A 19,535-nucleotide genomic window follows, 5' to 3' on the forward strand; every position below is an offset into this window, starting at 1 on the left:
CCGTCATGCCTGCCCACCGTCACATGCGCATCGACGCATATGCGGCCTCCGTAGAATGAGCGTGGGCGGATCCGCCCGACATCCCAGGGAGTGAACGTGGCCCTCATCGTGCAGAAGTACGGCGGCTCCTCCGTCGCCGACGCAGAGAGCATCAAGCGCGTCGCCAAGCGCATCGTCGACACGCGTCGCGCCGGTCACGACGTCGTCGTCGCCGTGAGCGCGATGGGCGACACCACCGACGAACTGCTCGACCTCGCGAACGAGGTCGCGCCGATCCCCGCCCCGCGTGAGCTCGACATGCTGCTCTCCAGCGGTGAGCGCATCTCGATGGCGCTGCTCGCGATGGCGATCCACTCGATGGGATTCGAAGCACGCTCCTTCACGGGCAGCCAGGCCGGAATGATCACCGACTCGCAGCACGGCGCCGCGCGCATCGTCGATGTGACCCCGGTGCGCCTGCGCGAGGCTCTCGACGAGGGGGCGATCGTCATCGTCGCCGGTTTCCAGGGCTTCAACCGCGACACCCGCGACATCACGACCCTCGGCCGCGGCGGTTCCGACACGACCGCCGTCGCGCTCGCGGCGGCCCTCGACGCCGATGTCTGCGAGATCTACAGCGACGTCGACGGGATCTTCACCGCAGACCCCCGCGTGATCCCGAAGGCGCAGAAGCTCGATCACGTCTCGAGCGAAGAGATGCTCGAGCTCGCCGCGAACGGCGCCAAGGTGCTCTACATCCGCGCCGTCGAGTACGCACGCCGTCACGGCGTCCTGATCCACGCCCGTTCGACGTTCTCGTCGTCCGAGGGCACCTACGTTCTGGGTGAGGGCATGAAGAACCCTCGCGAATCCAAGGGAGCAGCCATGGAAGAACCGATCGTCGCCGGCGTCGCCACCGATTTCGGCCAGGCGAAGATCACCGTCGCCGGAGTCCCCGATGTGCCGGGCAAGGCCGCAGAGATCTTCAAGATCGTCGCGAAGTCCGGCGCCAACGTCGACATGATCGTGCAGAACGTGTCGGCGACCGGGCGAACCGACATCTCGTTCACGGTTCCGAAGGCTGACGCTCCGGCGGCGCTGAAGGCTCTCGCGGGTGAGCAGACCGAGGTCGGCTTCGCCAGCCTCGTGCACGACGATCAGATCGGCAAGCTCTCGGTGGTCGGTGCAGGAATGCGCACCCACTCCGGCGTCTCCGCGACGCTGTTCGAAGCGCTGTCGGATGCAGGAATCAACATCGAGATGATCTCGACCTCCGAGATCCGCATCTCCGTCGTGCTGCGCGATTCCGACCTCGCTGACGCCGCTCGCACGGTGCACACCGCGTACGGGCTCGACGGCGAGGCCGAGGCGACTGTGCACGCCGGCACCGGTCGCTGAGGGTCGTCACCACGACCCAGGCGCCGTTCGCGGCACGGTAGACTCACCGAAACCCTGACATCGGCGCCAGGCGCGGCATCCGCACCCCGACGTCGCGCCTCGCGTCTCGCAACGCAGCATTCGTTCGACGCCAAGGAAAAACCTCATGACCCGCATCTACGACTCAGGACTCTCCGTCGCCATCGTGGGCGCCACCGGCCAGGTGGGCACCGTGATGCGCGAGATTCTCGCCGAGCGGTCGTTCCCGATCCGTGAGCTGCGGCTGTTCTCGTCGTCGCGCTCGGCGGGTACGGCGATCGAGTTCGGGGGAGCGACCGTCATCGTCGAAGACGTCGAGACGGCGGATGCCGCGGGCATCGACATCGCCCTCTTCTCCGCCGGTGCGACAGCCAGCCGCGCGTATGCCCCGCGCTTCGCCGAGGCCGGCGCCGTCGTGGTCGACAACTCCAGCGCATGGCGCAACGATCCCGAGGTTCCGCTCGTGGTCAGCGAGGTCAACCCGCACGCGATCGACGATCGCCCCAAGGGCATCATCGCGAACCCGAACTGCACCACGATGGCCGCGATGCCGGTGCTCAAGGCGCTGCATGCCGAGGCCGGCCTCGAGCGGCTCATCGTGTCGACGTACCAGGCCGTCTCCGGCTCAGGGCTCGCCGGCGCACAGGAGCTCCTCGGCCAGGTCGAGGGCGTGCTCGCTCAGGGCGACACCCTCCGTCTCGTGCACGACGGCTCTTCCATCGACTTCCCGCAGCCCGAGAAGTACGTCGCTCCCATCGCCTTCGACGTGATCCCGTTCGCGGGCAACCTGGTCGACGACGGCGACAACGAGACCGACGAGGAGAAGAAGCTCCGTAACGAGAGCCGCAAGATCCTCGAGCTGCCGGGCCTCCGCGTGGCGGGCACCTGCGTGCGCGTCCCGGTCTTCACGGGCCACTCGCTCTCGATCCACGCCGAGTTCGCGAACGACATCACGCCCGCTCGCGCGACCGAGATCCTCGCCTCTGCTCCCGGAGTCGAGCTCGAAGAAGTCCCCACGCCGCTGTACGCCGCAGGCAAGGACCCGAGCTTCGTCGGCCGCATCCGTGCAGACCAGTCCGCACCCGAGGGCAAGGGTCTCGTGCTGTTCATCAGCAACGACAACCTGCGCAAGGGCGCTGCGCTCAACGCGGTCCAGATCGCGGAGATCCTCGCGGAGCGCCTGAGCGTCACCGTCTGAGCGTCATAGCCGGAGCGCATCCGCCCGATGCGGATCCGCTCTGGTGGCGCCTGTGGGCGTGGTCAGTCGTGCCGTGCCCTCGAACTAGAATGGTGCGGTGACTGAAAACGTCGATGTCGTCCTGATCGGCGGTGGCATCATGAGCGCCACCCTGGGTACGCTGCTGCACGCTCTGCAGCCGGATTGGAAGATCGTCGCCTTCGAGCGGCTCTCCGATGTGGCGCAGGAGTCGTCCAACCCGTGGAACAACGCCGGCACCGGTCACGCCGCCCTGTGCGAGCTGAACTACATGCCGCAGGTGAAGGGCGAGCCGCTCGACCCGGCCAAGGCCGTCAGCATCAACGAGCAGTTCCAGCAGAGCCGTCAGTTCTGGTCGTCCCTCGTCGAGAAGGGCGTGCTCGACGAACCCAAGACGTTCATCAACGCGACTCCGCACATGACGTTCGTGCGTGGTGAGAAGGACGTGGCGTACCTCAAGGACCGCTACGAGGTGCTCAAGAAGCAGCCCCTGTTCGAGGGCATCGAGTACAGCGAAGACTCTCGCGTCATCAACAAGTGGGCGCCGCTGCTCATGCAGAAGCGCCGCAAGGGCGAGCCGTTCGCAGCCACTCGCGTGCCCGCGGGCACCGACGTCGACTTCGGAGCCCTCACTCACCAGCTCTTCGACCACCTCACGGCCTCGGGTGTCGATCTGCGCCTGAACCACGAGGTCAAGAACCTCAAGAAGCAGAAGGACGGCGGCTGGCTGCTCAGCTACCGCAACACGCTCGGTCACACCCCGAACCAGATCAAGGCGCGCTTCGTCTTCGTCGGCGCGGGCGGCTGGGCGCTGAAGCTGCTGCAGCGCTCGGGCATCCCCGAGATCAAGGGCTATGGCGTCTTCCCGATCGGCGGCCAGTTCCTCAAGACCACGAACCCGAAGGTCGTCGCGCAGCACAAGGCCAAGGTGTACTCGCAGGCGTCGGTCGGCGCTCCGCCCATGTCGGTGCCGCACCTCGATACGCGCGTCGTCGACGGCGAATCGTCGCTCATGTTCGGTCCGTTCGCGACGTTCAGCCCGAAGTTCCTGAAGAAGGGGTCGATGCTCGACATCGTCACCCAGGTGCGCCCGCACAACCTGTGGCCGATGCTGCGGGTCGCGTTCGCGAACCCCGACCTGATCACGTACCTGGTCAGCGAGCTGCTGAAGAACCATCGCAAGAAGGTCGATAGCCTTCGCACCTTCATGCCGACCGCGAAGGACGAGGACTGGACCCTCATCGACGCCGGTCAGCGGGCGCAGGTCATGAAGAAGGACCCGAAGAAGGGTGGCGTCCTGCAGTTCGGCACCGAGGTCGTCTCTTCGGCCGACGGCTCGATCGCAGGCCTTCTGGGCGCATCGCCGGGCGCGTCGACGGCAGTGCCGATCATGCTCGATCTGCTGAAGAAGTGCTTCCCGAAGGAGTACCCGAGCTGGGAACCGGAGTTGCGCTCTCTCATTCCGACCTTCGGCAAGAAGCTGAATGCGGATGCTGCCGCAGCCGCGACCTCGACCGCGGCCACCGCCGAGGTCCTCGGCATCAACGCCTGACCGCATCGTGGCCAAGCTCTATTTCCGCTACGGAGCGATGAACTCGGGCAAATCGACGTCGTTGCTGCAGGCGGCGTACAACTACGAAGAGCGCGGCCAGCACGTGCTGCTCGCGAAGCCCGCGATCGACACCAAGGGCGCGTCCGAGATCTCCAGCCGTCTGGGCATGACGCGAGAGGTCGACTTCCTGGTCGAGGCGGATGCTGACGCCAGAGTGCTCTTCGCCGAACACGCCGAGGGCAAGGACATCGCGTGCCTGCTCATCGACGAGGCGCAGTTCCTCACGCCCGCCCAGATCGACGATCTCTTCCGCATCGCGGTGGAGGACGGCATCCCGGTGATCGCCTACGGCATCCGCAACGACTTCCTCACGCACGCCTTTCCCGGCTCGGCGCGGCTGCTCGCGATCGCCCACTCGCTCGAGGAGCTGAAGACGATCTGCCGCTGCGGCCGCAAGGCCGTGTTCAACGGCCGCGTGGTCGGAGGGCGATTCGTCTTCGACGGCGATCAGGTCGCGATCGACGAGGGTGCCGAGGGCGAGGCGGCCCCCGAGGTCACCACCTACGAGTCGCTCTGCGGCTCGTGCTACCTGCAGGAATCCGGCGGCCGTCTGGGCTGAGCCCGCCAACCCGCGCCGACGGGTACGGTAGCCGGTCCCGCGCCCGGTCGTTGAGCGAGGAGCGGAGCGACGAGACGAAACGCGGAACCGATCTCTCGACTTCTGTCGTACGGTCGATCGCGCGTTTCGTCTCGCTGCGCTCGCTCAATGACCAGAGACTGTTGCGTGGTCTGACCACACACGCTACTGTGGTCAGACCACAGAGTCGAGGGGGAGCGGATGCCGGAGCAGCCCCGTGCATGGCGCATCGTGCTTGAGCACATCGAGCGCGACCTTCTCGCCGGCCGGCTCGGACCGGGCGACCGTCTCGCCTCCGAGCGCGATCTGTCGGCCGATCTCGGCGTCGGCCGCTCCAGCGTCCGGGAGGCGCTGCGGGTGCTCGAGGTCATGGGTCTCATCCGCACGGCGACCGGTTCCGGACCGCAGTCCGGGGCGATCGTCATCGCCACACCCTCCGGTGGCATGTCCGCCCTGCTGAGGCTCCAGATGGCCGCTCAGGGATTCCCGCTGACCGACGTCGTGCAGACACGACTCGTGCTCGAAGACGCGGTCGTGACCGCGCTGGCGCAGTCCGTCGATCGAGACACGTCGAGCGTCCACCGTCTGCTGGATGCGATGGATGCAGAGGGTCTCGCGCCAGAGGAGTTCCTCGCCCTCGATGCGCAGCTGCACCTCACCCTCGCCGAGGCCAGCGGCAACTCTGTGATCTCGGCGATGATGGCGGGGCTGCGCACGGCGATCGAATCCTACGTGCAGGCGGGCGCGGCATCCGTCGTCGACTGGGAGGCCATGGCCGCCCACCTGCGGGCTGAGCACCGCGCGATCGTCTCGGCCGTCGACGCCGGCGAGGCCGAGGTCGCCGGCACTCTGGTCCGACGCCACATCACCGGCTATTACACCGCCACGGGCCTGACCCGAGAAACCCCCACCACGCACTGAAGGAGCGCCATGGTCCAGCGCCAGGTACCCAATCCCGCTGAGCTGCTCGAACTGATGAAGTTCAAGAAGCCCGAGCTGAACGGCAAGAAGCGCCGTCTCGACGCCGCCCTGACGATCGCCGACCTCCGCACGATCGCCAAGCGTCGCACGCCCAAGGCCGCCTTCGATTACACCGACGGTGCGGCCGAGGGAGAGCTGTCGCTGTCACGCGCCCGCCAGGCTTTCCAGGACGTGGAGTTCCACCCCGGCATCCTGCGACCGGCGCCTCATGTCGACACCTCCGTCGACATCCTCGGCGGACCATCGGCGCTGCCCTTCGGCATCGCGCCGACCGGTTTCACCCGCCTCATGCAGACCGAGGGCGAGGTGGCTGGCGCGGGAGCCGCGGCCGCTGCCGGCATCCCGTTCACCCTGTCGACGCTCGGCACGACGTCTATCGAGGGCGTCAAGGCCGTCACCCTTCGAGAGCCTCAGGGACCCATTCCAGGAAGGAACTGGTTCCAGCTGTACGTCATGCGCGATCGCGAGATCTCCTACGAGCTCACCCGGCGCGCTGCGGCAGCCGGTTTCGACACCCTGCACTTCACGGTCGACACTCCGGTCGCCGGTGCGCGTCTGCGCGACAAGCGCAACGGGTTCAGCATCCCGCCGCAGCTGACCCTCGGCACGATCGTCAACGCGATTCCGCGGCCGTGGTGGTGGTACGACTTCCTCACCACTCCGAAGCTGGAGTTCGCCTCGCTCAGCACCACGGGCGGCACCGTCGGCGAACTGCTCGACGCCGCCATGGATCCCACGATCAGCTACGACGACCTCGCCGTCATCCGCGACCTTTGGCCCGGCAAGATCGTGATCAAGGGCGTACAGAACGTCGAGGACTCGCTGCGATTGAAAGACGCCGGTGTCGACGGCATCGTGCTGTCGAACCACGGCGGGCGGCAGCTCGATCGCGCGCCGATCCCGTTCCACCTCCTGCCGAAGGTCCGCGAAGCGGTCGGCGGCGACTTCACCGTCATGATCGACACCGGAATCATGAACGGCGCCGACATCGTCGCCTCGGTCGCGCTGGGCGCGGACTTCACGCTCATCGGCCGGGCATACCTGTACGGCCTGATGGCCGGCGGACGCGAGGGAGTCGACCGGACGATCGCGATCCTGCGCGGCGAAATCGAGCGCACCATGCGCCTGCTCGGCGTCTCGTCCCTCGCAGAACTCGAGCCCACGCACGTCACGCAGCTCACCCGACTGGTGCCGGTGTCGCGTTCGGTGTCGGAGATCGCGGCGCGCTGATCCGGCAGGAGAGCCGTCAGGCGTCTCGGGATGCAGCCCGGCGTGGCAGCCAGGGCACCAGCATCGATGTGGTGCGCCGGTAGGACGCGTAGTCGGGGTACTTCGACGACGTGATCGACTCGGTGAAGATCGTCGAGCCGATGAAGAGCACTGACAGCAGCGCGGGGCCGACGATCGTCGGGTTCACGACGCCGAGGGCGCCGGCCCCGGAGACGACCGCCGCTGTCGCACCGATCGCGTACAGCGCCCACCACTGGGCTTGCTCGAAGAAGAAGTTGGGGTGGCGGCTGTAGCGGAACAGCCCCTGAGTGGCGAAGCCGGGCGGGAGAACGCCTCCCGCCTGCTTCTTGCGCTGATGGAAACTCCATTGCTGCTGGTCGGCCACCGTCTCGCCCAGGAGGAACAAGATAAACGCGGCGGCGAACAGCAGATCCCAGATCGTCAATGCGCTCGGGTGCCGCGCGGCGACATCGACCGGCAGGGTGATGAGCACCAGGAGCGTCATCTGGTACCCGACGATGAAGAGCAGGTTGAAGATCTGGAACTGCCAAGGCCTCATCCTTTTGCGCAGGATCGCCCAGCGGTAGTCCTCCATGCCCGTGTAGCCGCCCTTGCGCGCGAAATTCGCGGTGAGGCGGATGCCCCAGGCGGTGATCAGCACGGCCATGACCACGATGCGGGCCGACCCGTCACCGCGGGAGAACCCGCCGACGACGAAGATCCAGGCGTAGACGACCGGAACGATCGACCATGCGCGATCGACCCATGAGGTGTCTCGGGTGATCAGAGAGAGCACCCAGCAGGCGATGCTCGCGACGGCGGCTGTGATGACGACGATGAGCAGAGCATCCATGACGCCATGCTAGAGGTCGAGGCCCCTACGAGTTCAGAGGGCCTTCAGCAGCTCGTCGAGCTTGTCGGCCGTGTCTTCCCAGCCGTCGACCGCCACCGAGGGCACGCCGAGGGCGAGCACCGGATAGTCGTTGCCGCCCTCATCGAGACGGTCGCCGTAGAACAGCATCGAGGAGAGGGGGATGCCGGTGAACTCGGCCAGCTGCGTCATACCGTAGGCTTTGTCGATGCCCGCGCGGGTGATGTCGATCGACGTCGAACCGCCGGCGCGCACCTCGAGGTCGGGTACGCGGGCCGCGACGGCGTCGCGCAGAGTCAGACGCTTGGCGCCGCTGGGATCCCATGCGTGCTTGGCGTCGCCCGGGGCTTTCTGCCCGAGGGCCGAGAACGTGATCTGTGAGCCGCGGTCCTCGAGGATCTCGCCCCAGGGCTCCGTCTCCCACAACCCCAGCCGATCGGCTTCCTCGCGCAGTGCGGTGAGTGCTCTCGTCTTCTCGTCGTCGGTGAGATCGTGCGCATAGAGCGGTGCGAACGAGGTGCCGTCGTGGCGCAGATAGCGTGTGCCGCAGGTGGGGAGCAGGTGCAGGCGGCCGAGGCGCGCGGCATCCGTCTCTCCGAGCTGAGCGATGACCTGTGTGCGGAACTGGGCCTCGTTGCCGCCCGAGATGATCGCGACTTCGACCTGATGCAGCAGCGCACGCAGCAATTCGGCAATGCGGGGGCTGATGGGACTCTTCGAGAGAGCGAGCGTGTCATCGAGGTCGAAGGCGACGAGGGCAGGCGTAGTCATGATGCTTCCAGAGTAGGAGATGCGGATGCGGGGGAGTTGAGAACTCTGCTCGCCAGTGCGCACAGGGCGACGCCGATCGTCGCCCCGAGCACGTTCTCGGCGACGTCGGCGATCGAAGGGACGCGGTTCGGCAGCGCGAGCAGCTGGACGAGCTCGATGGACACGGATGCTGCAGGACCCGCCAGCAGCGCCAGCCACCGGAGTCTGCGCGGTGCGAAGACGTAGGCGATGATGCCGACCGGGATGAACACGAGAACGTTCGCGAGGATCTCGAGGGTCATGAAATCGAGAGACGTCCAGCCGAGTCGATGCGCGGTCGCGAGCACCAGGTCGAGCACGTTCGGGATGCGCTCCTCGATGCGCCGTGGAGTCAGGGCGAGGAAGGCGATCACGGCGAGGAACGGAACGCCGATGGCGATCGTCGCGATGCGGACGAAGCGTCGTCGTGAGCTCATCGCCACGTTCTCCTCTCACACATCCCGGTACAGAGAAGGCCGCCCCTGAGGGCGGCCTTCCGGTCTTACTGGTCGGGGTGACAGGATTTGAACCTGCGACCTCTTCGTCCCGAACGAAGCGCGCTACCAAGCTGCGCCACACCCCGTTTTGCAACCCTCCGAGTCTACAAGAGAGGAGGGCGAAAGGGCGAATCGGGGGAGAGGATGAGAGTCGGAGCTCGTCCGCCGAGGTTAGTAGCAGGCGTAGGAGAAAGCCCAGTTATAGTCGTTGATCAAGCTTTGCGTCGGAGCGTAGACACCACCGTTGCAGAGCTTGTACCATGTGTTGGCGCCGACTATCCCGTCGGCAGTAAGTCCGTTGTACGACTGGAATCGGACGACTGCGTTACGAGTCGCGGGTCCGAAGGAACCATCCCGCGTAATTGGTGCTCCGATGTCGATTCGGCCAGGAGTCCCGCTGTGATTAGACGTACTGATCAGCGCCTGAATCGCCTTCACACAGTCGCCGTTGCCTCCCTGACTGTAGTTGTACTGACGGCAAGCGGCTTGTGGAGCCGCCTGCGCAGGCTCCGCCGCGACGCCGCCTGCTAATGCTGCGCTTGCCAGCGCAACTCCTGCGACCAGCAGGGCAACCTTGCGTCTGATACGGGCAATACTCATTTTTGCTCCTCCGAGGGTTACGCACGGTTCGAATCGGCGTTGTTTTCGAATCCGTTCGTAAAGCTACCGGCGCGGATAGGCCCTGTCTGTAGGTACTTCGGGGGACAATCGATTGAGGACGCGGGATGCTTGTGCGCCTCAGGGCAAGCGCAGACAACAGCCAGGGATAAGCCACGAAGGTTCAGCGGTCGGTCAGTGTCAGCAATGTCGCTTCTGGTCGGCATGCGAAGCGCACGGGGGCGTAGATCGAGTGACCGCAGCCGGCGCTGACGTTCAGCGGCACGGTGCGGTGCTCGTGGGTCCAGGTGCTGAGGCCCTTCGCCTGCTTCAGCGGGATGTCGCAGTTCGCGACGAGGGCACCGATACCGGGGAGGCACACCTGGCCGCCGTGCGTGTGGCCGCCGAAGATCGCCTCGGCACCGAGATCGATGAACCTGTTCAGCACCCGCTGGTATGGCGCATGCGTCACGCCGATGACCGAGGCGCCGTCGGGACGAGGGCCGAGAGCATCGATCGCGGCGGGAAGATCGTCGAGGCGATCCCAGTCACGATGCGCGTCGTCGACGCCGAAGAAGTCGACGGTGTTGCCGCCGACCTGTAGGCGGGCAGCCGTGTTGTTCAGACCGGTCCACCCGAGCTCGTCGGTGAAGAACGCGTCCATCGCGGCGGTGTCGAGTTCGGGGGCCTTGTGGTGCTTCTTCGAGGGGCCCGAGAAGTACCGCAGGGGATTGCGGGGAGACGGCTCGGTGACATCGTTCGATCCGTGCACGAACACGCCGGGGATGCCGGCGAAGGGCTCGAACGCCCGACGGATTCCCTCGAGCCCGTCACGATGCCCGAGGTTGTCGCCGGTGTTGACGATCAGATCCGGCTGCAGCTGCGCCAGCGACGCCAGCCAATCCTGCTTGCGGTGCTGCCAGGGCGCCATGTGTGCGTCGGAGATGTGCAGCACCTTGATCGGCGTCGAGCCGGGAGCCAGAGCGGATGCCGTCGCCTCCCGCACCGTGAACAGGTAGCGCTCGATGCCGATGCCCCAGACCGCAGCGGCAGCGCCAGCGGCCCCCACCGCGCCGAGCGCGATGAGGGCCGGGTGGGCCGAGCGGGTCGAGGTCACTGGCACGTGATCTGGATCGTCGTGCTCTTGTTCGCGGCGGTGCCTGCGGCGGGATCGGTCGTCGCCACCTTCGCGTTCGGCGGGTTGCACGAGTTGTCGAACGCTATCGAGGTGAAGCCAGCCCCGAACAGGGTGTTCTGCGCGGCTGCCTTCGATTCTCCGATGACGGATGCCGGGATGGTCGCGCCGGAGCCGTTGCTCGGCGAGATCGTGATGGTCGTCCCGGTGGCTGCCTGGCCTGACGGGTCCTGCGCGACGATGATGTTCGTCGGCTGGTCGCTGTCGACCGGGGCGCCGACCGTGGCGGTGAAGCCTGCGCCCTCGAGCGTGGCGGTCGCCTGCTCGATCGTCTGCCCTCTGACATCCGGCACGTCAGCCATCACGGTCTTGGTGAGCTTGTCGTCGGGCTTCGGGAACGCGTTGCCGCCGTAGACCGCGTTCGCAGCTGTCTGCACGGCCCTGGCGAGGCCGTAGCGGATGTTGTTCAGCGGGGTACCCTCGTTGTTGCGGAAGCGGCTGAGGTTCTCGAGGCCGGTGATGTTTCCGACCCAGACGGCGGTGGCCACGTTCGTGCTCGACTCGACGAGCATCGTGTGCTCCTTCTCGGCGGTACCCGTCTTGCCGATGACGGGGATCCTGTCGTTGGGATGGGCGTTGGCGCCGGTGCCGCCGCCCTCCATCACTCCGCGCAGGGCGTACGCGGCGGTCGCCGCCACCTCGGGGCTGATGACTCCGGGGGTGCACTTCGTCTCGGGGATCCGGCGGTCCTGCCCGTCGCTGCCGACGACCCGGTCGATAGCCTTCGGTTCGCAGACGGTGCCGCCGTTGGCGACGGTGGCATAGGCGCCGGCCATCTGCAGAGGGGCGACGCCCTTCGACCCGAGCACGCTGCCGAACACGCCGTTAGGGTCGGGGCTGTCAGGGCCGCCGACGGTGATGTCGTCACCGTTGCCGTAGTGCACGCCCAGGCTCTTCGCGGTTTCGTTGATGTCGCAGAGGTCGAGCTGCTGCGCCATCGCCAGGAATCCGGTGTTCAGCGATGCGGCGGTGAACTCCCGCACGCTACCGATCCGTCCGCCACCGTTGCCAAAGTTCTCGATCTTCTTTTTGACGACGACCTTGTCACCGCACGCCGTGAAGGGGCTGATCAGCCGGGAGCGGCCGTCGAGGACCTGGTTCACCGAGTGCCCCGTCTTCAGCCACTCGAGCAGGGTGAACAGCTTGTACGTCGATCCGGTCTGCACACCGAACGTCGTCCCGTTGTGAGCCTTGTCGGCGGCGAAGACCTGCGAGGTCTCGCCGGCGGCGAGATTGGCGGTCTGAGTCTCATTGAAGGCGGTGTTCTGTGCCATCGCGAGGATGCGCCCTGTTGTCGTCTCCACCGACGTCACCGTCCCGCCGACGTAGATGCCGGGGATCGACTGAGGAACCTGCGCGTGCACTGCGTCGATCGCGGGCTGCTGCACGCGCATGTCGAGCGTCGTGTAGATCTGCATGCCGCCGCGGCGGAGGTTGGCGCGGCGCTCTTCGACGCTGTCACCGAACACCGGGTCGTTCTCGATGACCGACTTCACGTACTGGCAGAAGTACGCGTTGTCGCCGGCCGTGGTGCAGCCCTGCGTCGTCGTCTTGATCGCCGGTGTGATGGGCGTCGCGTAGGCCTCGTCGTACTGGGCCTGGGTGACCTTGCCGTCGATAAGCATGCGCTCGAGCACGTAGTTGCGGCGCTCGAGAGTCTTGGCATAACCGTCGGCTGCGCTGTTGTGCGCAACGCCGTCCTTGTCGGTCCAGGTCCCATCGGGCAGGTCGATGCGGAGGGTGTTCGGCTCCTGGACCATGCCGGCGATCGTCGCCGCCTGCGCAAGGGTGAGGTTCGCAGCCGTGGTCGAGAAGTAGCGGTTGGCTGCGGCTTCGATGCCGTAGACCTGGCCGCCGAAGCTCGAGATGTTCAGGTAGCCGAGCAAGATGTCGTTCTTCGAGTAGTCCTTCTCGATCTGCAGCGCGTAGCGCATCTCCCGCAGCTTGCGCTCGATGCCCTCGCTGCCGGTGGCGACGGCGTAGTCGCTCCAGCACTTTCGGACCTGCGCGTCGTAGTTCTCGGCGTTCTTAGAAGAGGTGTCGACGTTCTGCTCGCACTCCTGGATCTGCACGTTCTTCACGTACTGCTGCGTGATCGTCGAGGCGCCGCGGTCGGTGGAGCCGACCACGTTGCCGAACGCGGCCTTGATGGTCGCGCCGAGGTTCACGCCGCCGTGAGAGTAGAAGTTCTTGTCCTCGCTGGAGAGAATCGCGTCGAACATCACGGGAGCGACCTGGTCGAAGCTCAGCGGGACGCGGTTCTGCTCGTAGAACGACGCCAGTGCGACGGGATTGCCGTCGGTCCCTGTGGCGTAGATCGTGGACTGCTCCATCGGAGCGTTGACCTTGAGGTTCTCCGGCAGCTTCTCGAAGAGCGAGAAGGCGGTCGAACCGGTGATGCCCGTCATTGCGAGGACGGGGGTGACGCTGGCCGTGACGAGGAGTCCGGCGACGACGCTGAGGCCGACGAGCCCGACGAGGCCGCCGAGCACGCTCTTCACCGTGCGATTCTTTTGGGGCATACGCTTGATCGTAAGGGAGTTCCCTGAGTAACCGCTTTCGACGGACCGACCGCGCATAGGAGTGCCATGACCACGTGGGAATACCTCACCACGCCCCTGCTGATCCACAACACGGCTGCGATCCTCAACAACTGGGGCAAGCAGGGCTGGGAGCTCGTGCAGGTCGTGACCGGACCGGAAGGCGGACTGGTCGCCTACTTCAAGCGCCCCGTGGTCGCGGATTCTTCGGCCAACGCGGGGCTCGCGGCCGCCGCCGAGGCGGCTCGTCAGTTCGAAGGCGGTGCGGCATGACCACCGTCTCCGATCGTCTCGCCGAGCTCGGCATCGAGCTGCCCGCTGTCGCGGCGCCCGTCGCCGCCTACGTTCCCGCGGTCGTCCACGGCGACCTCGTCTACACCTCCGGGCAGCTGCCCTTCTCCGGTGGATCATTGCCGACCACCGGCAAGGTCGGCGCCGAAGTCTCCGCAGAAGACGCGAATCTCTACGCTCGCACCTGTGCGCTGAACGCCCTCGCCGCCGCCGCAGATGCCGCCGGAGGCCTCGACCGCATCGCCGGTGTGCTGCGCGTCGGCGGCTTCGTGGCGTCCACTCCCGACTTCACCGGCCAGCCCGGCGTCATCAACGGCGCCAGCACCGTGCTCGGCGAGATCTTCGGCGACGCCGGTCGGCACGCGCGTGCGGCCGTCGGGGTCTCGGCGCTGCCGCTCGACAGCCCGGTCGAGGTCGAGGTCACCTTCATCCTCGCCTGACAGCATCCGAGATCCAGACGAAACGCCTCATGTTCTACGGAACATGAGGCGTTTCGTCTCGCTTCGCTCGCTCGACGACCGGTGGTCGAGCGGTGGCGGCTACTTCACCTGCGCCGAGATGATGCTCATCACCGCGGTGTCGGCGAGCGTCGTGGTGTCGCCGACCTCTCGTCCCTCCGCGACGTCGCGCAGCAGGCGCCGCATGATCTTGCCCGAGCGCGTCTTCGGCAGCTCGCCGACCACGTACACGTCGCGGGGGCGGGCGATCGCGCCGATCTGCTCACCGACCCATAGCCGCAGCTGCTGCGCGAGGCCCGCAGGGTCGTGCGCGGCGAGGTAGCTCTCCTTGATGATGACGAAGGCGACGACCGCCTGCCCGGTGGTCTCGTCAGATGCCCCGACCACAGCGGCCTCTGCCGTCGCCTCGTGCGCGACCAGCGATGACTCGATCTCGGCGGTCGAGAGCCGGTGCCCTGAGACGTTCATGACGTCATCCACACGTCCGAGCAGCCACAGGTCGCCGTCGTCGTCGAGTCGCGCGCCGTCTCCGGCGAAGTAGTAGCCCTGGTCCTCGAACTTCTCCCAGTAGGTCTCCTTGTAGCGCTCGGGGTCTCCCCAGATGCCGCGGAGCATGCTGGGCCACGGCTCGGTGATCACGAGCAGCCCGCCGTTGCCGTTGCCGACCTCTGAACCCGACTCGTCGACCACATCGATCGAGATTCCGGGAAGGGGGACCTGAGCGGATCCCGGCTTGGTGGCGGTCACACCCGCGAGAGCCGACACCATCATGGCGCCGGTCTCGGTCTGCCACCAGGTGTCGACGATCGGCGTCTTGCCTGCGCCGATGACCTCGCGGTACCACATCCACGCCTCGGGGTTGATGGGCTCGCCCACCGAGCCGAGCACGCGCAGCGACGTCAGATCGAACTTGTTCGGCACCGCCCGCCCGATCTTCATGAACGAGCGGATCGCGGTCGGGGCGGTGTAGAAGATCGACACCTTGTACTTCTCGATGATCTCCCACCAGCGACCGGGGTGAGGAGCATCCGGCGTGCCTTCGTAGAGCACCTGGGTGGCGCCGTTCGCGAGCGGGGCGTAGGCGACGTAGCTGTGTCCGGTGATCCAGCCGATGTCGGCCGTGCACCAGTAGACGTCGGTCTCGGGGTGCAGATCGAACACGTACTTGTGCGAGTAGGCAGCCTGAGTCAGATATCCGCCGGACGTGTGCAGGATGCCCTTCGGCTTCCCGGTCGTGCCCGAGGTGTAGAGGATGAAGAGCGGGTTCTCAGCGGGGAACGGCTGCGCCTCGTGATCGGCGGATGCCGTCGGCACCACGTCGTGCCACCACAGATCGCGATCGTCGTTCCATTCCACCTCGTTGCCGCCGCGCTTGACGACGAGGACGTGCTCGACGGTCTGCTGCTCTCCTTCCCCGCGGTCGGCGAGCGCCTGATCGACCGCCGGCTTGAGGGGCGACACCTTGCCCTTGCGGTAGCCGCCGTCTGCCGTGATCACGACCTTCGCCCCGGCGTCGTCGATGCGGGAGCGCAGGCTGTCGGCGCTGAAGCCGCCGAAGACGACCGAATGGATGGCGCCCAGCCGCGCGACGGCGAGCATCGAGGCGATCGCCTCGGGGATCATCGGCAGATAGATCGCGACGCGGTCGCCCTGACCCACCCCGAGACCCTGCAGGACGTTGGCCACGCGCTTGACCTCGTCGGTCAGCTCGGCGTAGGTGATGGCGCGCGAGTCACCCGGCTCGCCCTCCCAGTGCAGCGCGATCCGCTCGCCGTTGCCCGCCTCGACGTGCCGGTCGAGGCAGTTGTACGAGACGTTCAGCTCGCCGTCGTCGAACCACTTCGCGAACGGCGGTGCCGACCAGTCGAGGACCTGCGTGAAGGGCTTGTGCCAGTGCAAGAGCTCGCGGGACTGGTCAGCCCAGAATCCTTCGCGATCCGCGGCGGCGCGCTCGTAGAGCGCGGGCGAGGCGATGGACTGCGCCACGAACTCCTCCGACGGCGGGAACTGACGGGTCTCATCGAGAAGATGATCGATCTGGCTGCTCATCGGCAGGCGCTCCTTTGCGGCGATGGGGTGTCGTGCGCGCCGGACCACGAGGAGATCGGGTCCCGGCAGGCGCCAATCTAGTCTCGGGCGCGGGAGTCGCATACTGCCGAAAGTAGGTAGTGCTGCGGGTTTTGTCAGGACGGTCGCCTTGCGTACACTCGACCACAGCCGAATTCTCATTCCGGCCTTGGCGCGCCCGATTCCCCCGATCGGCAGCCGCCGTGGGCGGCATCTCGTTCCCCCCGCGAGGTGCCGCCCTTCTCTATGTGGGAGCGGTCCCCGGGCTCGGCCTGCACAATCAGTCTCGATGAGAAGTTGTGCACACGTCGGGGGATTCGCGGCCGATCTCCTGACGCCGTGAGAGTCCATCCGCCTACCGTCAGGGCATGCCCGAATCCTTCGTCATCCGACCTCGAGGGCAAGGCCCTGACCTCGCCCAGACGAACGCACCGCTCACCGTCGATCCCGCGTTCGGCCCGCTCGCCGTGCACTGCGCAGACGACGAGGTGACGGACATCTTCGTGAACGGCGCCGCCGGACTGTTCATCGACCGCGGCCACGGTGCCGAAGCGGTGACCGACTGGGCGGCATCAGAGCGCGAGGTGCGCGATCTCGCCGTCGCACTCGTGGGACTCGGCGGGCGGCACCTCGATGATCAGGCCCCGTGCGTCGATGTGCGGCTCGAGTCGGGCATCCGCGTGCACGCCGTGCTGGCGCCGGTGTCGACCTCCGGGACGGCGCTGTCGATCCGCATCCCGCGGGTGCGCGCGGCCGATCTCGACGCGCTCGCCGCACTGGGCGCGTTCGACGCTCGACAGCAGGCGTGGCTCCTGCAGCTGGTCGCCGAGAGGGCGAACATCCTGATCACCGGAGGGACCGGTACGGGCAAGACCACTCTGCTGTCGGCGCTGCTGTCCGAGGCGCCGACGGCGGAGCGGATCGTCACGATCGAAGATGTCGCCGAGCTGAGACCGCGCCATCCCCACCACGTGGCGCTGGAGGCGCGACAGGCCAACCTCGAGGGCGCCGGAGGGATCAGCCTCGCGCGGCTCGTCCGCGAATCTCTGCGCATGAGGCCCGATCGGCTGATCGTCGGCGAGTGCCGGGGCGAAGAGGTGCGCGAACTCCTGACCGCTCTGAACACCGGACACGACGGGGGAGCCGGCACGCTCCATGCCAGCGGCCTGCTCGACGTGCCAGCCCGGCTCGAAGCGCTGGGTGCGCTCGCCGCGATGGACGCGACGGCTCTCGCCCGGCAGGTGGTCAGCGCGTTCACGATCGTGCTGCACCTGGCGCGGGCACCCGGTGGCACGCGCCGCATCGCCCAGGCGGGGCGGTTCACCCTGGTCGGAGACCGGCTCGGCATCGAAGAGGTGCAGCCGTGGTGAGGCTGCGTCGTCGCGCCGCGGTCGACCAAGGGGCGGATGCGGCGACCAGCGTGCAGACCCTCGCCGTGCTGCTTCAGGCCGGAGCGGTGCCGCTCGTCGCCTGGAAGCACCTGGCCGAGACCGGAGATGCCCATGCGGCAGCCGTCGTCTCCCGCGCGCAGGAGGGGATGCCACTGACGGCCGCGATCGAAGCCGAGGGTGGAGCATGGCTCGATCTCGCCGCCGCCTGGGAGATCGCGACGACGGTGGGTGCGCCGCTTGCGGAGGTGCTGCGCATGATCGCCGAAACGCTGCGCGACGCGGCCTCGGCCGCCGACGATGTGCGCATCGCGCTGGCGGAGCCTGCGGGTACCGCGCGGCTGCTGCTGCTGATGCCGTTCGCCGGGCTCCTGCTTGGGTTCGCACTCGGGTTCGACACGATCAGCGTGATCGTGGGCAACCCGATCGGCGCCGTATGCGTGGCGCTGGGACTCCTGCTCATGCTCGCCGCGCGGATGTGGACGAAGAGGCTGCTCGATCGCGCGAAGCCCGCCCCCGGTACTCCGGGCATGCAGGCCGAGCTGGTCGCGGTGGCGCTGGCCGGCGGGGCGTCAGTCGAGCGCGCGCTGCGCCTGGTCGCCGAGAGCCCGGCGTCGCGGCACGGCGGACGAGAGCGCATCGACACCGTGCTCGAGCTGTCTCGTGCCGCCGGTGTTCCCGCGGGCGAGCTGCTGCGCGCATCGGCCGCCCAAGATCGGCACGCAGCTCGCATCGCCGGACGGATGCGGGCCGCCGCTCTCTCGACTCGCCTGCTGATCCCGTTGGGCGTGTGCACGCTGCCGGCCTTCATGCTGCTCGGCGTGGCTCCGCTGCTGCTCAGTGTGCTCACCTCCACCTCCCTCCCGCTGTAACCGACCGGAACCACCCACATAAGAAAGAAGGAACGACCATGAACACCATCCCCACCCTCACCCGCCGTCGTGCCGCACAGCTGTTCGGAGACGACACCGGGGCAGCGACCGCCGAGTACGTCATCACGACCATGGCGGCAGTGGCCTTCGCAGGCGCTCTCGTCTTCGTCCTGCGCTCCGACGAGGTGCGAGGCATCCTCACCGACATGGTGCGCCGGGCTCTCACGGTCTCATGATGCGCCGTCGCGTCGGGTGCGACAGAGGATCGGTCGCGGCCGAGCTCGCGCTCGCGCTGCCCGCCGTCGTCCTCACGCTCCTGCTCGGCGCGGGCGCCCTCGGCGCGGCCTCGCGCCAGGTATCGCTGCAAGACGCAGCGGCAGACGCCGCGCGCCTCCTCGGACGAGGGGAGGGGGCGGATGCCGCATCGGGAGTGGTCGCGGCAGCGGTGCCCGGTGCGGGCCTCAGCAGCCGCAGCGAGGGCGATCTGGTCTGCGTCACTGCGAGCGTCGACATCGCGATCGGCGGGCTCATCACGCTGCCGATGCGAGCGTCGAGCTGCGCGCTCAGCGGAGGACTCTGATGGCGGGCTCGGCGCTCGCCGCCGGAGTCCTCGTCGTCGCCGGGGCGCTGTCGATCGGTCTCGCGGCTGTCGGCGGAGCGGCCGTCACCGCACAGCGCGCGGCCGGTGCGGCGGATGCGGCGGCCCTGGCGGCGGCGGATGCCGCGAGCGGCGCGATCGCCGCATCCGACGACCCCTGCGTGCTCGCCGCCAGGGTCGCCGCTGCCTCAGGAGCCTCGCTCACCGGCTGCGTGCTCGAGGGCTTCGTGGCGACCGTGCAGGTCGAGGCGGCGTACGCTGGACTCGCTGCCGTCTCCCGAGCCCGAGCAGGGCCACCCGAGGGGAACTGACGGCGGCTCGTACACGGATCACTGCGGCAGGCCCATCACAGTGGTGTGTA

General features: G+C 67.4%; 20 protein-coding genes and 1 tRNA gene. 13 read left to right on the plus strand and 8 right to left on the minus strand.

Annotated features, from left to right (window positions below):
* Window positions 1-96 precede the first annotated feature (96 nt).
* From ACI3KT_RS07195 to ACI3KT_RS07220, 6 genes are all read left to right on the plus strand, one after another.
* Window positions 97-1,377, plus strand: coding sequence for an aspartate kinase (locus ACI3KT_RS07195; RefSeq protein WP_292910231.1), 1,281 nt, complete (start codon window positions 97-99; stop codon window positions 1,375-1,377).
* Between the two features lie 145 nt (window positions 1,378-1,522).
* Entirely contained in the window at window positions 1,523-2,593 is a 1,071-nt protein-coding gene (locus ACI3KT_RS07200; protein ID WP_404903367.1) for an aspartate-semialdehyde dehydrogenase, read from the plus strand.
* 139 nt (window positions 2,594-2,732) lie between these two features.
* Window positions 2,733-4,163 (plus strand): malate dehydrogenase (quinone), encoded by a 1,431-nt coding sequence (mqo, locus tag ACI3KT_RS07205; protein WP_404903694.1) that lies wholly within the window; start codon window positions 2,733-2,735, stop codon window positions 4,161-4,163.
* 7 nt (window positions 4,164-4,170) lie between these two features.
* On the plus strand, window positions 4,171-4,782 hold the full coding sequence (locus tag ACI3KT_RS07210; RefSeq protein WP_404903369.1) for a thymidine kinase: 612 nt from the start codon (window positions 4,171-4,173) through the stop codon (window positions 4,780-4,782).
* A gap of 219 nt (window positions 4,783-5,001) precedes the next feature.
* Window positions 5,002-5,721, plus strand: a complete 720-nt coding sequence (locus ACI3KT_RS07215) for a FadR/GntR family transcriptional regulator (RefSeq protein ID WP_404903370.1) — start codon at window positions 5,002-5,004, stop codon at window positions 5,719-5,721.
* Between the two features lie 9 nt (window positions 5,722-5,730).
* Window positions 5,731-7,011, plus strand: a complete 1,281-nt coding sequence (locus tag ACI3KT_RS07220; protein WP_307298452.1) for an alpha-hydroxy acid oxidase — start codon at window positions 5,731-5,733, stop codon at window positions 7,009-7,011.
* 16 nt (window positions 7,012-7,027) lie between these two features.
* Here the strand turns inward: ACI3KT_RS07220 and ACI3KT_RS07225 are convergent, their stop codons facing one another.
* The 7 genes from ACI3KT_RS07225 to ACI3KT_RS07255 form a co-directional block, all read right to left on the minus strand.
* On the minus strand, window positions 7,028-7,864 hold the full coding sequence (locus tag ACI3KT_RS07225; protein ID WP_292910239.1) for a DUF1295 domain-containing protein: 837 nt from the start codon (window positions 7,862-7,864) through the stop codon (window positions 7,028-7,030).
* A gap of 33 nt (window positions 7,865-7,897) precedes the next feature.
* Window positions 7,898-8,653 carry an HAD-IIB family hydrolase gene (locus ACI3KT_RS07230; protein ID WP_404903371.1) on the minus strand — a complete coding sequence of 252 codons (756 nt, stop codon included), beginning with the start codon at window positions 8,651-8,653 and terminating at the stop codon, window positions 7,898-7,900.
* Window positions 8,650-9,108 (minus strand): VanZ family protein, encoded by a 459-nt coding sequence (locus ACI3KT_RS07235; protein ID WP_404903373.1) that lies wholly within the window; start codon window positions 9,106-9,108, stop codon window positions 8,650-8,652. Before ACI3KT_RS07235 ends, ACI3KT_RS07230 begins: the two co-directional genes overlap by 4 nt.
* A gap of 69 nt (window positions 9,109-9,177) precedes the next feature.
* Window positions 9,178-9,254, minus strand: a tRNA-Pro gene (locus tag ACI3KT_RS07240).
* A gap of 85 nt (window positions 9,255-9,339) precedes the next feature.
* Window positions 9,340-9,768 (minus strand): peptidoglycan-binding protein, encoded by a 429-nt coding sequence (locus tag ACI3KT_RS07245; protein ID WP_404903375.1) that lies wholly within the window; start codon window positions 9,766-9,768, stop codon window positions 9,340-9,342.
* 181 nt (window positions 9,769-9,949) lie between these two features.
* Window positions 9,950-10,882 carry a metallophosphoesterase gene (locus tag ACI3KT_RS07250; protein WP_404903695.1) on the minus strand — a complete coding sequence of 311 codons (933 nt, stop codon included), beginning with the start codon at window positions 10,880-10,882 and terminating at the stop codon, window positions 9,950-9,952.
* Window positions 10,879-13,482, minus strand: a complete 2,604-nt coding sequence (locus ACI3KT_RS07255; protein WP_404903377.1) for a transglycosylase domain-containing protein — start codon at window positions 13,480-13,482, stop codon at window positions 10,879-10,881. The genes ACI3KT_RS07250 and ACI3KT_RS07255 overlap by 4 nt, the downstream gene beginning before the upstream one ends.
* Window positions 13,483-13,548: 66 nt before the next feature.
* Here ACI3KT_RS07255 and ACI3KT_RS07260 point away from each other — a divergent pair, with 66 nt between their 5' ends.
* Together ACI3KT_RS07260 and ACI3KT_RS07265 are read left to right on the plus strand one after the other, a co-directional pair.
* Window positions 13,549-13,773, plus strand: coding sequence for a hypothetical protein (locus ACI3KT_RS07260; RefSeq protein WP_292910249.1), 225 nt, complete (start codon window positions 13,549-13,551; stop codon window positions 13,771-13,773).
* Entirely contained in the window at window positions 13,770-14,231 is a 462-nt protein-coding gene (locus ACI3KT_RS07265; RefSeq protein ID WP_404903379.1) for a RidA family protein, read from the plus strand. Before ACI3KT_RS07260 ends, ACI3KT_RS07265 begins: the two co-directional genes overlap by 4 nt.
* Window positions 14,232-14,330: 99 nt before the next feature.
* On the opposite strand, the gene acs is transcribed toward ACI3KT_RS07265, so the two are convergent.
* Window positions 14,331-16,298: an acetate--CoA ligase gene (acs, locus tag ACI3KT_RS07270; RefSeq protein WP_404903380.1), complete on the minus strand. Its 1,968-nt coding sequence runs from the start codon at window positions 16,296-16,298 to the stop codon at window positions 14,331-14,333.
* Between the two features lie 386 nt (window positions 16,299-16,684).
* Here acs and ACI3KT_RS07275 point away from each other — a divergent pair, with 386 nt between their 5' ends.
* From ACI3KT_RS07275 to ACI3KT_RS07295, 5 genes are read left to right on the plus strand one after another with little or no spacing between them, the layout of a single operon-like run.
* The gene (locus ACI3KT_RS07275) at window positions 16,685-17,686 is read left to right on the plus strand and encodes a TadA family conjugal transfer-associated ATPase (RefSeq protein ID WP_404903381.1); all 1,002 of its coding nucleotides are present in this window, start codon (window positions 16,685-16,687) and stop codon (window positions 17,684-17,686) included.
* The gene (locus ACI3KT_RS07280) at window positions 17,680-18,576 is read left to right on the plus strand and encodes a type II secretion system F family protein (protein ID WP_404903383.1); all 897 of its coding nucleotides are present in this window, start codon (window positions 17,680-17,682) and stop codon (window positions 18,574-18,576) included. The genes ACI3KT_RS07275 and ACI3KT_RS07280 overlap by 7 nt, the downstream gene beginning before the upstream one ends.
* A gap of 38 nt (window positions 18,577-18,614) precedes the next feature.
* Entirely contained in the window at window positions 18,615-18,812 is a 198-nt protein-coding gene (locus tag ACI3KT_RS07285; protein WP_292910259.1) for a DUF4244 domain-containing protein, read from the plus strand.
* Window positions 18,809-19,156: a TadE family type IV pilus minor pilin gene (locus tag ACI3KT_RS07290; protein WP_404903384.1), complete on the plus strand. Its 348-nt coding sequence runs from the start codon at window positions 18,809-18,811 to the stop codon at window positions 19,154-19,156. Before ACI3KT_RS07285 ends, ACI3KT_RS07290 begins: the two co-directional genes overlap by 4 nt.
* The gene (locus ACI3KT_RS07295; protein ID WP_307298425.1) at window positions 19,156-19,485 is read left to right on the plus strand and encodes a helicase; all 330 of its coding nucleotides are present in this window, start codon (window positions 19,156-19,158) and stop codon (window positions 19,483-19,485) included. Before ACI3KT_RS07290 ends, ACI3KT_RS07295 begins: the two co-directional genes overlap by 1 nt.
* Window positions 19,486-19,535 lie beyond the last annotated feature (50 nt).

It is taken from the genome of Microbacterium sp. ZW T6_19 (assembly GCF_044987465.1).
In the GTDB taxonomy this organism is placed as follows: domain Bacteria; phylum Actinomycetota; class Actinomycetes; order Actinomycetales; family Microbacteriaceae; genus Microbacterium; species Microbacterium natoriense_A.